The sequence below is a fragment of the Pigmentiphaga sp. genome (assembly GCF_019689535.1).
Lineage (GTDB): Bacteria > Pseudomonadota > Gammaproteobacteria > Burkholderiales > Burkholderiaceae_B > Pigmentiphaga.
The window spans coordinates 1-15066 of the sequence record NZ_JADGHH010000017.1 but is presented as its reverse complement, the minus strand read 5'-3'; the positions used below and the strand labels follow the sequence as shown (position 1 = coordinate 15066).

At 64.8% G+C, this 15066-nt stretch carries 16 protein-coding genes and 1 pseudogene; 2 read left to right on the top strand and 15 right to left on the bottom strand.

What is annotated here, in order from left to right:
- Positions 1-51: 51 nt before the first annotated feature.
- Together IRZ12_RS02860 and IRZ12_RS02855 are read right to left on the bottom strand one after the other, a co-directional pair.
- A complete protein-coding gene (locus IRZ12_RS02860) occupies positions 52-753 on the bottom strand; it encodes a class II aldolase/adducin family protein (RefSeq protein ID WP_296463877.1) in 702 nt (233 codons plus the stop codon).
- Positions 750-1613 (bottom strand): VOC family protein, encoded by an 864-nt coding sequence (locus tag IRZ12_RS02855; RefSeq protein ID WP_296463875.1) that lies wholly within the window; start codon positions 1611-1613, stop codon positions 750-752. Before IRZ12_RS02855 ends, IRZ12_RS02860 begins: the two co-directional genes overlap by 4 nt.
- Positions 1614-1821: 208 nt before the next feature.
- Here IRZ12_RS02855 and IRZ12_RS02850 point away from each other — a divergent pair, with 208 nt between their 5' ends.
- Positions 1822-2553, top strand: coding sequence for a GntR family transcriptional regulator (locus tag IRZ12_RS02850; RefSeq protein ID WP_367181573.1), 732 nt, complete (start codon positions 1822-1824; stop codon positions 2551-2553).
- 99 nt (positions 2554-2652) lie between these two features.
- On the opposite strand, the gene IRZ12_RS02845 is transcribed toward IRZ12_RS02850, so the two are convergent.
- From IRZ12_RS02845 to IRZ12_RS02785, 13 genes and pseudogenes are all read right to left on the bottom strand, one after another.
- Positions 2653-3609 carry a PDR/VanB family oxidoreductase gene (locus IRZ12_RS02845; protein WP_087782252.1) on the bottom strand — a complete coding sequence of 319 codons (957 nt, stop codon included), beginning with the start codon at positions 3607-3609 and terminating at the stop codon, positions 2653-2655.
- Between the two features lie 20 nt (positions 3610-3629).
- Complete coding sequence (locus tag IRZ12_RS02840) at positions 3630-4049, bottom strand: RidA family protein (RefSeq protein WP_296463869.1); 420 nt, start codon at positions 4047-4049, stop codon at positions 3630-3632.
- Between the two features lie 66 nt (positions 4050-4115).
- Entirely contained in the window at positions 4116-5138 is a 1023-nt protein-coding gene (locus tag IRZ12_RS02835) for an aromatic ring-hydroxylating dioxygenase subunit alpha (RefSeq protein WP_296463866.1), read from the bottom strand.
- Positions 5139-5148: 10 nt separating this feature from the next.
- The gene (locus IRZ12_RS02830) at positions 5149-5376 is read right to left on the bottom strand and encodes a recombinase-like helix-turn-helix domain-containing protein (RefSeq protein ID WP_296463864.1); all 228 of its coding nucleotides are present in this window, start codon (positions 5374-5376) and stop codon (positions 5149-5151) included.
- Positions 5373-5696, bottom strand: a complete 324-nt coding sequence (locus IRZ12_RS02825; RefSeq protein ID WP_296463862.1) for a hypothetical protein — start codon at positions 5694-5696, stop codon at positions 5373-5375. Before IRZ12_RS02825 ends, IRZ12_RS02830 begins: the two co-directional genes overlap by 4 nt.
- A gap of 62 nt (positions 5697-5758) precedes the next feature.
- Positions 5759-6718 (bottom strand): VOC family protein, encoded by a 960-nt coding sequence (locus IRZ12_RS02820; RefSeq protein WP_296463922.1) that lies wholly within the window; start codon positions 6716-6718, stop codon positions 5759-5761.
- A gap of 105 nt (positions 6719-6823) precedes the next feature.
- Entirely contained in the window at positions 6824-8299 is a 1476-nt protein-coding gene (locus IRZ12_RS02815) for an aldehyde dehydrogenase (protein ID WP_296463920.1), read from the bottom strand.
- A gap of 6 nt (positions 8300-8305) precedes the next feature.
- The gene (locus IRZ12_RS02810) at positions 8306-9985 is read right to left on the bottom strand and encodes a thiamine pyrophosphate-binding protein (protein WP_296463860.1); all 1680 of its coding nucleotides are present in this window, start codon (positions 9983-9985) and stop codon (positions 8306-8308) included.
- Positions 9978-10775, bottom strand: a complete 798-nt coding sequence (locus IRZ12_RS02805) for an SDR family oxidoreductase (RefSeq protein WP_296463858.1) — start codon at positions 10773-10775, stop codon at positions 9978-9980. The genes IRZ12_RS02810 and IRZ12_RS02805 overlap by 8 nt, the downstream gene beginning before the upstream one ends.
- Complete coding sequence (locus tag IRZ12_RS02800; protein WP_296463919.1) at positions 10775-11596, bottom strand: IclR family transcriptional regulator; 822 nt, start codon at positions 11594-11596, stop codon at positions 10775-10777. Before IRZ12_RS02800 ends, IRZ12_RS02805 begins: the two co-directional genes overlap by 1 nt.
- Before the next feature lie 170 nt (positions 11597-11766).
- Positions 11767-12084, bottom strand: coding sequence for a chaperone modulator CbpM (locus IRZ12_RS02795; protein WP_296463855.1), 318 nt, complete (start codon positions 12082-12084; stop codon positions 11767-11769).
- Positions 12081-13092, bottom strand: a pseudogene (locus IRZ12_RS02790) (DnaJ C-terminal domain-containing protein). Before IRZ12_RS02790 ends, IRZ12_RS02795 begins: the two are co-directional and overlap by 4 nt.
- A 142-nt stretch (positions 13093-13234) precedes the next feature.
- Complete coding sequence (locus IRZ12_RS02785; RefSeq protein WP_296463854.1) at positions 13235-13933, bottom strand: pirin family protein; 699 nt, start codon at positions 13931-13933, stop codon at positions 13235-13237.
- A 143-nt stretch (positions 13934-14076) separates the two neighbouring features.
- Here IRZ12_RS02785 and IRZ12_RS02780 point away from each other — a divergent pair, with 143 nt between their 5' ends.
- The gene (locus tag IRZ12_RS02780) at positions 14077-15018 is read left to right on the top strand and encodes a LysR family transcriptional regulator (RefSeq protein ID WP_296463852.1); all 942 of its coding nucleotides are present in this window, start codon (positions 14077-14079) and stop codon (positions 15016-15018) included.
- Positions 15019-15066 lie beyond the last annotated feature (48 nt).

The following is a 15066-nucleotide window of genomic DNA, read 5'->3' as shown; positions in this document are numbered from 1 at the left end:
TGAAAATGGTTCCGCGCGCTCGCGCGCGGGCTGCGCCGGGTTGCCGAGCGCTCAGATGACGTCCGCGAACTCAGGATCGCCGTCGCACAGGTATTCCCACATGCGCTCGAAGATGCGTCCCGCACCGGTAGCACGACGGGCGGCCTCTTCCAGCGATAGGATCGGACCGTCGGCCAGGCCTGCGGCGCGCAGCTGCAACTCGATGCGCGCGGCATCTTCCAAATACCAGGTCAGGACGACAGCCTGTTCGATGCTTGGCGCAGCCACGACGGCACCGTTGCCGCGCATGACGACGGCCCGCGCGTTACCCAGCGCAGCCGCCACGCCGGCCGCCTGCTCGTCGCTGCGCACCAATTGCGGGTCGTCCCAGAGCGGCACTGCCGGCGAGAAATACGACCCCATGCCATGCCTCGGGGCAGGCGTGATGCGTGCGCTCGACAGCGTCATCACGTCTCGCGGCATGCTCCGGACCACGGCGCCGACGTCTTCCCGCAGGCGGTAAATATGCTGATGGATGCGGACTTCGCCGAGAACGCCTTCGGGCAGCTCTCCGTGGACGGGAACCACCGTCCCTGCCTCGTGCGGCGCAATCATGCCCATGGGCTTGGCAGCGCAGACGAGGAAATGATCTTTGTCCAGGCGCAGGCTGCAGTGGCCGTACGCGTGGGCCAGGTTGGCACGCGCCAGGGCGCGGGCCGCCGCCCGCACCAAGCTTTGCTGGCGCGGGGTCGGCACGATGGAGGGCGCGCTCAAGACTTGAACTCCGGAATGTCGGGTTTGGAGCCCCACATGCAGAACCCCGTGGGATCGGCCGGGAAATTGCGCGGACGATAGTTCTTCTCGTCTTCCTCAGTGATGAGGCGCACGCCCGTCGAATACTCGTAGATCATGCCATCCGGGCCTTCGAAGTACAGGAAGATGGCGCTCGACGTCGGATGACGGCCCGGTCCGAAGCGGATGGGAATGCCCTTTTCCTGCAGCACGTAGAAGGCACGCATGATGTCGTCGATGCTTTCTACTTGGTGATTGATGTGCTGCACGCCCGGATAGGCGGAAGGGAAGAGCGCGATCTTGTGGTGTACCTCGTCGATGCGCAGCAGCGGCGCTTCGCCGATGCGGTCGCTGACCTTGGCGCTCAGCAGGCGCGTCCAGAAAACTTCGTCGCGGCGCGCGTCCAGCGTGCGCAGCCCGATATGGCTGAACCCCGTGATGCCCGCATCCCGCGAAGGGAAGTAGCGGCGGCCGCTATGCAGGGGCGCATATACGAGGTCGACGCTGTTCCCCGAGGGGTCCTTGAAGTTGATGAACTCGCGGACATAGCGCTGCTCGGCTTCGGCGGCCTTGCCGCGCGTGGCCTGGTAACCCGCCCGCTCCAGTTGCTCCAAGGCCTGCTCGAGCTCTTCAGGAGTGTCGACTTCAAAGCCCGTGGTGTGATCGCGGGGATCGCCTTCGAAATAGCAGAGCGTGTGATCCCGGCTGTCCGACTTGAAGTAAACGGCCTTGCCTTCGCGCCGCGCCACTTGCAGGCCCAGGATCTCCGTGGCGTAGCGAACGGCGCCGTCCAGGTCGGGCGTGCCGAGCCGCACGTAGCGGATGTCGTGTAGATGAATCACCAATGTCTCCCAGCTTGGGCCTAGAGGCCCGCCATCTTTCGTAGCGAACACAATACGCCACAAAATCTCGGTTGAAAATATTTTTATCGAGATTTTATGGTTTTCCCTAATACTGACGGTTTTACTCGATAATCCACTAGAATTTCACCAGTAAACAACGAGAGGGGGCAATAAGCCGCCCGTACCATCAGACATGCCTGGAAGCCCATTGGAACTGCCCCCGCTGGCTCACTCGGCCACCCCCACTACGCTGGTCGGGACGGCTTACGCGGCATTGCGCCGCGACATCATCGAAGGCCGGCTCGCCCCGGGTTCGCGCCTGCGCGTCGAGCATTTGAAAGATTCGTACGGCGTGGGGGCCGGCACGCTGCGCGAAGCCCTGTCGCTGCTCGTCTCAGACGCCCTGGTGGTCTCCCAGGGGCAGCGCGGCTTCCACGTAACGCCGATTTCGATGGAGGATTTCTACGACATCACGCGCAACCGCATCCTGCTGGAATGCGAAGCGCTGCGCCAGGCCATCCAAACCGGCGACGACGTCTGGGAAAGCCGCATCATCGCTGCCTTCCATCGGCTGAGCCGGGCCGAGGAGCGACTCGCCTCCAATCCAATCAATCGCTTCGACGAATGGGAAGACCGCAACCGGGAATTCCATCAAGCGCTGATCTGCGCCTGCACCTCGCGCTGGATGCACCACTTCCTCGGCATCCTGTACCAGCAGGCCGAGCGCTACCGCCGGCTGGTCGTCACCCGCAAGCCCATCCCGCGCGACGTGCATGACGAACATCGCGCCATCCTGGAAGCCGCCTTGGCTCGGGACGCAGATCGCGCCAGCGCCCTGCTGGCCGACCACATCAGCACGACCTACGAGGCCGTCAAGCACCTGCCTCCGGACCTCTTCACCAACCACGGACAGGCAGCGGAAAGCGCACCGGCCGCCTGAGGCGGGCGACCTTGCAAAAAAAAAGGACGATGCCTGGAGAGGCGTCGTCCTTTTTTCGCTTCGGCAGTGGCGGCCCGCACGGTGGCCGCCCAGGCATGATCAAAGATCCAGCACCAGCTTGCTTCCCTTGCAACCCGAGACGCAGACCATCATGGTCTTGTTCGACTCACGCTCGCGCTCGGTCAGCACCGAATCCCGATGGTCGGGGATGCCGTCCAGCACGGCGGTCTCGCAGGCGCCACACACCCCTTCGCGGCAGCTGTAGTCGGCATCGATGCCCGCTTCCAGCAGCGCATCGAGCAGCGACATGCCGGCCGGCACGTCGATGACCTTGCCGGACTTGGCCAGCTCGACCTGGTAGCTGCCCTCTTGCGAGGCCGTCACCTCGCCCGCGGCGGCAAAGCGTTCGATGTGGACGTTGGGATAACCCAATTCCTTGCAGGCGGCCTCGAAGGCGTCCAGCATGGGCGTGGGACCGCAGCAATAGAAGTGCGTATCGGCCGGATGCGAGGCCAGCAGCTCGCGCAGGTTCGGCGGACCGCCCGCCTCGTCGTCGAAGCGCAGCGTGACCTTGCCGCCGGAGGCGACGAGCTCATCGACGAAGGCGGCCTCTTTGCGGCTGCGGGCGCAATAAATCAACTCGACCGGCTTGCCGATGTCGCGCAGCCGGTTGTACATGCAGAAAATGGGCGTCACGCCGATGCCGCCGGCCAGCAGCACCGATTTGGGCGCCGACTCGTCCAGCTCGAAGTTGTTTCGCGGCGGCGCGATCTTGATGGTCGATCCCACGCGCAGCTGCTCGTGCACGAAGCGCGAGCCCCCCCGGCTATTACGGTCGTTCAGCACCCCGACCACATAGCGATGGCGCTCTTGCGGCGAATTGAAAAGCGAGTAGCTGCGCACGAGGCCGTTGGGCAGATGCAGGTCGATGTGGGAACCGGCCTCGAAAGGCGGCAGTTCATCGCCAGTGGGCGAGCGGAGCTCGACACTGACAATGCCCTGCGCTTCAAGGCGGATGGTGTGAACCAAAACCGTTAGGAGTGAGCTGCTGTTCATGAAGGGTCAACAAAAAGCGGTTATGCGTCGGCACGCAGGGTGACGTCGAGCCGCGCGAAAGCGTCGATCTCCACGGTCAACCCCGGGAAAACAAGGCCGCGCACCTCGACCAGTGTCGAACACGGATAAGGCGGCTGGAAGAACTCTTTGCGAGCGCGACCGACTTCGTCCTTGTCCTGGATGTTCGTCACGTAAATCACCAGTTTATAAATATTTTGCACCCCTCCGCCAGCCGCCTCGACCAAAGTGCGGATTTTCCCCAGGATGACGAGGGTCTGCTCATAGGTGCTCAACGGGGCCTCGGGCTTGGACTCCGGATTGGCAGTCATCCCGGACATCGCGATTTCATTACCCAAGACCAGGCAATTGGACCAGGTCGCCGTCTCGCGCTCTGGTATGGACGGCGCGATCACGCGCCGGGCTACGCTAGCTTGATTCATTGCATCTCCGAGGCGGGACGATCCCCTCCCCCGTCACGGCAGAGGAGGATCGTCCGCTAGCGCTGCTTACAGCAGGCCCTGGCCCTTGAGCCGCTCGAACTGCTCGGTGGCGAGGTTGCGCAGGTGACGGCGCAGGCGAACCAGGCCGATGTCGTGTTGGTACAGGTTCTCGCGCTGGTTGGCGTCGGGTTCCATCGACTCCAGCACTTCGCGGTCCTGTTCCAGCACCGCCCAGTGGCGCGCCTCGAGGCGGTTCTTGTACAGGAACTGCCACGCATGGCGCTGCCAGCCCGAAACCCGGCGGCAGCGCCAGTGGAACACGGCGCACAGGTTCTCGGAAATAGGCGTATAGGTGCCGACGATGCCGAAGCCGCCTCCCGGGCCGCCGGTGGGCGGATACGGGATCTCGAGGCGCAGCCAGTGCAAGCCAGTGTTGCCCCACTCCGTCCAGTCGAAGTTCACGCCGCGCTGCCCCTTCTTCTCGAAAATGAAGCCGTGCTCGGTGTCACGCACGCCGAACTCGGCCACGGTCGAGCCTTCCGACATCGAGTGCGACTGCTTGTGCAGGTAGGTCCCGTGCATGGGATCCATGACGTTGTCGATGACGTAGCGATAATCGCCGCGCCATTCGGTGTAGCAAAGGAAGGAAGCGAATTCGTCCGAGGCCAGCTCTTCCGGCAGGGTGAAATCCGGCGCTTCGTCGACGTTGGTCGCCGAGTTGTAGAGGAAGACGACCTCATTGCGCTCGACCACGTGGAACGAGCGGGCGGCGCGCTTGCCTTCCAGGCTGCAGCCGGGGCTACCGGGAACCTTGGTCACCACGCCGTCGGCGCGCACCTGCACGCCGTGGTAGGGGCAGCCGACGCGGTCGCCCAGGATGACGCCGCGCGACAGGGGCGCGCCGCGGTGCGGGCAATGGTCTTCCAGGGCGTAGAGCTTGCCGGCTTCATCGCGCCAGAGGGCGATTTTCATGCCGAGTCGGCGCAGGGAAACGGGCTTGTCCTGAATGAAGCTGGACGGACAGATCGCGTACCAGGTATCTTTCAGGCCGTTCGCCAACAGGGCGTCAGGGCTGTCGATCTTGATCATGACGGATTCCTCAAGCGTTCTCGGCCAGGCGGGCCAATTCGGATTTCAGCAGTTCTTCGGTCCAATCCACTCCATTGGGAGCCGGGGGCCCTGCCTGATTCAAGTACTCGACGATGGGGGCGAGTTCATGCTTGCCGGCGGCAAAGGCGCGCTCGAGCGAATCGCCGAGCAGGTTTTCCCATTCGGTGGGGGGACGGCGCCGCGCCTGAAGCGGCTCCAGATAACGATCTTGCATCATTTACCTCCGTTGCGTACGCGTTCGCGGATGCGCTCGCGAACGGGAACAAAGTCATAAGTGGGATAGCACTCGGTGCGGAATACGCCCCAAGCCGAGCGTTCGAGTTCTACGTTCACCGTCGCGAGCAGATGCGGGGGCACCTCCAGGGTCACGATTTGCCCCAACCCCATCGCAACGGTCCAGGAAACAATCTTCACGCCTTCGGGCGGGAACCGCTCCCACCAGTCGGCCTCTTTCAATTTGGTCTGGACGGCGTCCAGGTTGTTCGACTGATCGTGCTTGAGCAGCACGGTCAACAGGATGTTCGCGGGATCCGCCATATCGCTCACCTAGCTTCGCGCTCGTCCGGGCCCGCCGCGTAGGGCGGGCCTCGTCCGGACGCTCAGCGCTTCTCCGTCAAGAATTTCCCGTCAGGGGCCTTCGCATTCTTCTGGCGCCGGGTATGGCCGTCCAGCCCACCCTCGATCGCCCACTCGGCGAACACCGTGGGGCCGGGCTCGAACTCGCGCGCCTCCCACTCTGCATCCAGGTAGTCTTCGTCGGCGTAGTACTCGATCAAGCCGCCGCCCGGGAAATTGAAATACCAGAAGTAAGCAGACGAGATCGGGTGGCGGCCGGGCCCCAACTGGGTGGACCAACCTTGGCGCGCCATGGCCATGCCGCCACCAAACACTTCATGGATGTCGCGCACGGTGAAGGCGACGTGGTTCAGGCCGGACCGAGGCTGGGGCGGCTGCAGCAAGAACAGGTCGTGGTGACCGCCCTCGGCCGAACAGCGCATGAAGGCACCGCGATTGGGATAGCGGTCGGAAGCGACGAAGCCGAAGTTCTCTGCATAGAACTTCTCGCATGCCTTCACGTCCTTGACGAAGAACACCACGTGCCCGACTTCGATGGGCGTCGCGCGCTCGTAGATCGGGCCGGGTTGGTTACGCCGGGCCTTCTCGTTCCAGGTATTCATTCCCGGCGTGTCGAGCTTCAGGTCGATCTTGCGGGTTTTCTGGAACCGCACGGCCAAGCCGTTCGGGTCGGTGCAGCCGACCCGGCCTTCCGCGTTCACATATCCCGGCAAGTCCTTGAGCTTGGCGGCGAAACGCTCCACCACTTCGTCGCTGGAAACGCCCCACACCACTTCGCGCAAGGTCGGGCCTTCCTCGATGGCGGGCGGCAGGCCGGGATAGTCGGTGGTCTTGACGATCACCCGGCACTTGTTCATCGACTCGAAAACGAGCGACTTGTCGGTCTCTTCGACCAGGTTCAACCCCCAGTCGAGCAGGAACCGCTTGCACGAGGCCAGGTCGTCGGCCCCGTAGGTGATTTCGTCAATACCCAATACGTCCATCATATTTCTCCAAACGCGGTGCTTCGCACCAAGTTGCCTTGCAGCCCGGGGCGCAAGGCTGTCGTTTCCGCCCCGGGCGCCCGGCGCTTCAGCGCGCCGGGGGCCTCAGTTCGCCCAGGGCAAGGGTTGCTCGTTCATGCCCCAATACATGCTCTTCTGCTCCATGTACTGCAGGATGCCGAGCCGTCCTTTCTCACGGCCGATGCCGCTGTCGCGCCAGCCGCCGAACGGCGTCGAGATCGAGAAGAGCTTGTAGGTATTGATCCATACCGTCCCGGCCTGCACGGCGCGGCCAACCCGCCACGCGCGTTTGTAGTCGCGGGTCCAGATGCCCGCGGCCAGCGCGTAGACGCTGTCATTGGCCTGCTCGATCAGGCTGGCTTCATCGTCGAACGGCATCGCCACCAGCACGGGCCCGAAAATCTCTTCCTGGCAGATCCGCGCCCGATTGTCGAGGCCTTCGATGATGGTCGGACGATAGAAATAACCCTTGTCGTAGATGCCGCCTTCGGGACGGTGCCCGCCGGTGCGGATGCGTCCTCCTTCCGAGACGCCCAGTTCGACGTAACGCTCGATCGACTCGCGATGGCGCGCGGTAATCAGCGGGCCCATCTGCGTGCGCTCGTCGGCGGGATCGCCGATGCGCAGCGCCGAAGCGCGCTGGACGAGGCGATCGACGAACTGTTCGTAGATCGACGACGCGACGAACAATCTCGAACCGGCGATGCACGATTCGCCCGAGGAACTAAAGATGCCGTAGAGCACGCCGTTGACCGCATGGTCCAGATCGGCGTCCTCGAACACCATCGTAGGCGATTTTCCGCCCAACTCCAGCGACACGGGCATCATTTTGTCGGCGGCGATGTGCGCGATGTGCTTGCCGGTCGTGGTGCCTCCGGTGAACGAGACGCGCTTGACCAGGGGATGCTTGGTGATCGCATCGCCGATGACCGAGCCTTTGCCGGGCAACACGCTCACGAGGCCCTTGGGCACGCCCGCCTCTTCGCAGATGCGGGCCAGGTCGAGCGCCATCAACGGCGTCACTTCGGCGGGCTTGACCACCACTGCATTGCCCGCCGCCAGCGCCGGGGCCAGTTTCTGCGCCTCGCTGGCAATGGGCGAGTTCCAGGGCGTGATGGCAGCCACGACCCCCATGGGATCGTACACGCTCATCGATACATAATCGCCGCGGGAAGGCGTGATGACTTCTTCGAGCGTTTCGCAGGCAGCGGCGAAAAACTGGAAGGTGCCGGCCGCGCTGGCAACCAGCGCGCGCGTCTCGTTGATCGGCTTGCCGTTGTCCAGGCGCTGGCGCTGGGCCAGTTCCTCGGCCCGCTCGCGGATCAGCTGCGCGATGCGGTAGAGCACTGCCGCCCGCTCATGCGGCTTGCGCTGGGCCCAGCCGCTGGTGAGGAAGGCCTGGTGCGCGCCCTGGATCGCTTCTTCCACGTCATCGAGGCTGGCCGCATTCAAGTAAGCGACGGCCTCGCCCGTGGCGGGATATAGGGTGGCATAGCGTTCGCCACCGCCTTCGCGCCAAACGCCCGCCACGCAGATCGGTAGGGTCTTGTCGGAAATCATCATGGTTCAAGTCCCCGTTTTCTCGGCCGCTGCCTTGACCGGAGGACCGGCGAATTTGGTATTGAAGCCACCGACGGACAACATGTCGATTTCGACGATGAACGGCCCCTTGACGGATAGGCCTTGTTTGATCGCGGCCTCGATCTCGTCCGCGTGCTTGACGCGGATGTGTCCCAGGCCCATCGACTGCGTCAACAGCGCATAGTCCGGCGTATGCAGCTGCACGTAGTGCTTGCGGCCGCCGTACACGGCGTCCTGGATGTTCTTGATGACGCCGTACGATTGGTCGTTCATCAGGATGATGAGCATGTCGGCCTGCTCCTGGACGGCGGTCGCCAGCTCTCCCAGGTTCAGGATGAAGCCGCCATCACCTGCCAGCGTAAAGGTCTTCTTGCCGGAACCGGTCACGGCCGCGCCGACGGAGGCGCCCACGCCCATCGCCAGGCCCAAGCCGATGCCGCCGCCCAGGGCATGCACGCCGGCGCGCGGGTCGTGCAGGCACGGCAGGCGATTGCCCCAGATGCTGTTCGAGAGCGTGACGTCGCGCACCCAGTTGAAGGACTCGCCAACCACGGATTGCAAAGCATCGATGAGCTTGGTGTAGGGACCGACGTCGTCGCGCAGCTTGGCCAGCGCAGCACGCTTGGCAGCCTGGATGTCGTCGAGGAACGCCGGGTCCACCGCCATCTTGCCTTCCAGGCGGTCGGCCAACCCCTTGAGCGCCAGCGTGGCATCGCCATTGACGAAGAAATCCGTGGTGTAGGCGCGGCCGTCCGCCGTCGGGTCGGCGTCGATGCGATAGCGCGTCTGCGGCAGCTTGAGCGCGTACTTCAGCGTTTCGTTGCTGCGCAGCCGCGAACCGACCACCAGCATCGCATCCACGGTCTGGTAGAGATTCTCGACTGGCTTGACGGCGGTGAACGAACCCAGGCAGGCCGGGTCATTCTCGGGGATCACGCCGCGGCCCTGCGTGCTGGTGACCACGCCAAAGCCCATCTTGACCAGGCGGCGAACCTGTTCGCCTGCCTTGCGGGCACCGCCGCCGAGCCACAACAGCGGGCGCTTGGCCTTGGCAAGGCGATCCGCCAGTTCGTCCAGCGCGGCTTCGGAAGGCACCAAGTCAGCGACGGGCAGCGGGGCCAGGTCCGCAGGCATGTCGATCAGGGCTGCCTGCACGTCGATGGGGATCTCGACGCTCACGGGCCCCGTGGGCGCCGTCATCGCGATTTGCACGGCCCGCTTGATGATGCCGATGGCCGTCTCCGGCGTCCGGATGCGGAAGGCAGCCTTGGACACGGCCTGCAGCATTTCGAGCTGGTGATTGGCTTCGTGGATGAAGCCCAGGTTCTGGTCCAGGTAGGGGCTGTCGATCTGGCCGGTAAGGTGCAGCAACGGCGTGCCGGCCGTGATGGCCTCCACCATCGAGCCGGCCGCGTTGCCTGCTGCCGTGCCGGTGCTGGTCACGGTCACGCCCAGGCCACCCGTGGTGCGCGCGTAGGCATCGGCCATGTTGGTGGCGCCTGCTTCGCCCCGGGCCATCACGAAGCGGATGTTGCCGCGTTCGCCGAAGGCGTCGAGGATGGGCATGTTGTGGATCGAAATGACGCCAAACGCCGCCTTTACGCCGCAGTTCTCGAGAAACTGGGCAATGGCTGCGCCCACGGTGATGCGATTGGCATTAGGCATGACGGCAAACCCCTCCGGATACGTCGATATGGCTGCCCGTCGTGTAGGAAGACAAGGGCGTAGCTAAGAAAAAGATGGCGCGCGCAGGCTCTTCGGGACGGCCGAGGCGGCCGAGCGGGATCTGCTTCTCGGCCGCGATCCGCGCCGTCCACTGCTCCCAGGTGAGCGAACGGTCTTTGCGCTCTTCGTAGCGGCGGCGCCACTGGCCCGACTCCACCAAGCCCAGCAGGATGCCGTTGACGCGGATCTTCTTGGGGCTCAGTTCGAAGGCCAGCGAGCGCACCAGGTTGTGAATGCCTGCGCGGGCAGCGGAGGTCGCCACCATGTGGGGCTCCGGCTGGATGGCAAGCAGCGAGTTCACGCAAACGATGGCCGCGTCTTCGTTTTGTTCCAGTTGGGGAATGAAGGCGCGGGTGGGATTGATCACCGAGAAAAACTTGAGCTGGAGCTCGTCCAGCCAGGCAGAATTTTCGGTGCTGGCGAAGGTGGACACGCGCCCCTGGCCGGCGTTGTTGACCAGGATGGTCGCAGGCCCGAGCTCACGCTGCACATCGGCAGCGAAAGCCTCGACTTGTTCGGGCACGAGCACGTCGCAGCGCGCCGCATGGATGCGCGCATTGGGGAAACGCGCGAGCAGGCCGTCGCGGGCCTGCTTGAGCTTGTCCTCGTTGCGGCCGCAGAAAGCCACGGCGGCGCCCGCTTCGAGCAGCAAGCCGACCGTGGCCAGGCCAATGCCCGAGGTGCCGCCCGTAACGACGGCGACTTTGCCGTCAAGGTTGTACATAGACATTAAGCAACCATCCCGTTCAGTTTTTCATGAAGACCGTAAGCCACGGGCCCACGGTAGTTGAGCAATGCGGAAAGCTCGGCGGCGCTTTCGCAGACGGCGCGCGCCAAGCGTTCGAGTCTCGAGGCTTCGATGGGCACCGCCGGCATCGCAACGCCCAATGCGGCGGCAATGGCGCCGCCTTCCTGGCGCACCGGCGCAGCAAGAGTGGAAATACCCGACTCGAAAAAACCTTCGTGGAGCAGATAGGGACGCTCGCGATCACGTTGCAGCAAAGCGTAGAGCTGCTCGACGGTGCGCGGCGTGAAAGCGTTGACGGTGGGCAGGACGCCTTCGGGGTAGAGCTCCCGGAGCTGTTCCAACGACATATCCGCCATCAGGACCCGGCCCAGCACGGTGGCATGGGCAGGCAGGCGCGTTCCGACGTTGACGGAGCTGGCGAGCGGCGTGTTGGCGGCGGCCTTGGCGACATACACGATGTCCGGCCCGTCACGCACGACGAGATGGCAGGACAGATTGAACTCGTCGCGGACCCTTTCCAACAGAGGCGCGCCCAGTTGGGTGAGCTCGAGGGACGCCAGGTACTCGAAGCCCAGCCGCAGCACCGCCATGCCGAGCGAATAATCGCGGCCATTTTCGGCGCGCTGTACGAAGCCCAGCCGTTCGAGCGTTGCCAACAGCCGGAATACGGTGGTGCGGGGCACTCCCAGCCGCCGCGCCAGCTCAGGCGCCGTCGCCCCACCCTTGCCGCGCCCGATCTCGCAGAGCACGCGCAGGCCTCGTTCCAATCCTGGAACGACATATTTGTCTGGCGCGGCGTCCATGGCGGTGGGCGGATTCACGAGCGGCAAGGCGGTCAAGAGAGGTGGATGGGCTTCGTTTCAAATATGAACTAGCAGTCCATACACGAAACACGGTTGAAATATAGCCGCTCGGCCCACTGCACGCGACTAGGGTAAACACTAGGTTCACGCAAAATGGCCCAGCCTGTTGCTCAAAGCCCGCGATCATCCAGCCCGTAGGCTTTCAACAAGGCGCGCAGGCGACGGATTTCATCGCTCATTTCGAAGATCAGGGCGGCCGCGTCGAGGTTGACGTCGAACGCGCGCTGCAGCGACCTGACCCGCAGGGCGCAGCGCAGGGCCGCACTGTCGAAACGCCAGCTTGCGAGATCTCCGTGCGCGTCCAGGATGCCTGCCTCCACCAGCTGCGCGACCCAGCCCTCGTCCGCCCGGCAAGCCTGCGCCAACTCCCGTGCGCTGAGCGGTTTTTCGTACCCCACGAGGGTGGCCGTAAGGGTCACGGTGTTCATCGGACTCCTCCAAGATTCCGGCGCGGGTCGAACGACAATTCCTGCGCCAGCTTTTTGTAGGCCTGCCGCGCCTTCTCGGTATCTGCCCGGGGCCAGACGACGTCAAGCACGAGGTAAAGGTCGCCGGGTGGGCTGGCCGGTATCCCACGCCCTTTCAGGCGCAGCCGCCGCCCGTGCCTGGAATTGGCCGGCACGGTCACTTCCACTGGGCCGAGCGGCGTCGGCACGCGCACGGTGGCGCCAAGGGCCGCCTCCCATGGTGCCACCGGCAGGTCCATATACAAATCGCGTCCGTCGACCCGGTAGCGGGGATGCGGCTTGAAGCGAACTTCCAGATAGAGGTCCCCGTTCTCCGCTCCTCCCGTGCCGGGCGAGCCCTGGCCTGCGAGGCGGATGAACTGCCCTTCTCTCACCCCTGCGGGAATGCGCACGTTGAGGGTGCGCTCGCGGACGTGCGGCCGCCCCTGCGCGTCGTACTCCACGGAACGCAGCGTGACGTCCCGGGAAGCGCCGCGCAGCGCATCCTCCAGGTCGATTTCGATCGCGGCGTGCCTATCCTCCCCGCGGGGGGGCGCCCCCGCGCGCCCCCCGCCCCCCCCCCCCCCCCCCGGGTTTGGGGGGGCGGGGGGCGGCCCACCCCCCCGGGGGGGCGGGGGCGGGGGGCCCCCCGCGGCGACCACCGAACAGCGACGAGAAAAACTCGCTGAACAAATCATCGTCCGCCCCGCGGGCCCCATAAAACTCGAAGCCGCTATCCCAGCCCGGCGGAGGACTGAAACCGCCCGCCGACGACACCCCTGCGGCAAGCTGGTCGTAGGCCGCCCGCTTTTCCGGGTCTCCGAGGACTTGATAGGCTTCGTTGACCTCCCGCATGCGCTGCTCGGCATCGGGCTCCTTGCTGACATCGGGGTGATACTTGCGCGCGAGCCTGCGATAGGCGCGCCGGATCTCGTCTTCCGACGCGCCTCGTTCCACACCAAGCGTAGCGTAGTAGTCCTTGAACTCCATGGCCGCTCTCTCGCAAGTCAGATCCCGGCGGCCTTCCCGGCCGCCGGCTTCTCATGCCTTTAGATGAGGGCGGTGCGGACGGATTCAATCGATCGAGGGCGGCCAGGCGCGAGCTCCCCCGCGACTCCCCGCCCGGCGGTGCTCACGGCAGGTCGAACAGCAAGACCTCGGCGCCCTTGCCACCGTCGATGACAAGGCTTGCCTCGTCCTCGATCGCCGCGGCGTCGCCTTCGGACAACGCCTCGCCATTGACACGCACCGCGCCTCGCGCCACGTGCACCCAGGCCCGGCGCCCTGGCGCCAAGGCATGCTCGGCATGTTCTTCACCGTCAAACAGCCCGGCGTAAACCCGCGCATCCTGGTGCATGCTCACCGAACCGTCGGCCCCATCCGGCGATGCAACCAGCCGTAACCGGCCCCGCTTGTCCGCCTCGGAGAATGCTCGCTCCTCATAACCGGGTGCAACCCCCTTGCGATCCGGCAGGATCCAGATCTGCAAGAGGTGTGTCATGCGCTGCGGATCGGGATTGAACTCCGAATGCATGACGCCCGTGCCTGCGCTCATCCGCTGGACGTTGCTTGGCCGGATGATCGAGCCGTTGCCCATGCTGTCGCGGTGCTCGATCGCCCCCTCCAGTACGTAAGTGATGATCTCCATGTCCCGGTGGCCGTGCATGCCAAAGCCACTTCCCGGCGCGATATGGTCGTCATTGATCACGCGCAGCGGGCCGAAGCCCATGTGGGCAGGATCGAAATAGTCCGCGAAAGAAAACGTATGGGCTGTCTGGAGCCAGCCGTGATCCGCCCTGCCCCGTTCGTGACTGCGTCTCAAGGTCAACATGATGTTCTCTCCTTTCGGCCTGCCTCTCGCTCGCGGTTGGCAAAACCATGCCGTGATGGAAGCATTGTGGTCTATCGGCAGGCGGGGTTGTGTCGTATCCTTTGAGGAAATCATTCAAATTACTTGAACGATCTTCCCCCCCCATGCCTGCGCTCTCTCCTGAATCGCTCCAAATGATCGACGCCATCGCGCGGCATGGCAGCTTCGCCCGGGCGGCACGCGAGCTGGGCAAAGTCCCGTCGGCCCTCACCTATTCAGTACGCAAGATCGAAGACGAGCTGGATGCACTCCTGTTCGACCGCAGCGGGCACCGGGCGCGGCTCACGCCCGCGGGGGAGGAGCTGTTGCGCGAGGGGCGCCCGCTGCTCGAGGCCTTCGAAGCGCTCGCCCAGCGGGTGCATCGTTATGCAACGGGCTGGGAAACCGAGCTGCGCATTGCGGTCAACGGCGCGCTCAATTGCTCGGCGCTGCTGGACCTGGTCGACGACTTCGAAGCCCTGGGCACGGGCACCCGCCTGCGCTTCAGTTACGAGGTGCTGCGGGGCAACTGGGATGCCTTGCTGTCGGGACGGGCCGACATCACCATCGGCGCGGATGCCGACAACGCGCCTGCAGAAGGCTTTCAGTCGCGCGCGATGGGCGCCCTCCCCTTCGTTTTCTGCATGTCTCCCCACCACCCCTTGGCCAAGGCGCAAGAGCCGCTACAGACCACCGACATCGACCGCCACACGGCCCTCGTGGTAGCCGATACGGCGCGACGCCTTCCCGCCGGCACCAAAGGCCTCCTATCCAAACAACACACGATCACCCTGCCTACCATCGAACTGAAAATCCAGGCGATGATCCGCGGCCTGGGTTGCGGCTACCTGCCGCAGCCACTGGCCACCGCCCCCTTGGCGCAAGGCCTGCTGGTTGCGCGCGCCGTGGAAGGCCCACCCGCGAGCGAGCGGCTCGTCTATGCCTGGCGGGGGCCAGCCGAAGGACGGGCAATGAAGTGGATGCTCAAGAGGCTGCAATCGGCGCGCCTGCACGCCGCCCTGCTGTCCCCGCCCCAGGCGTCCGCACACGCGGCGGGGGCGGCATGATGGCGTACGTCGGCCGCTTCGCCCCTAGCCCCACCGGCCCCCTGCACC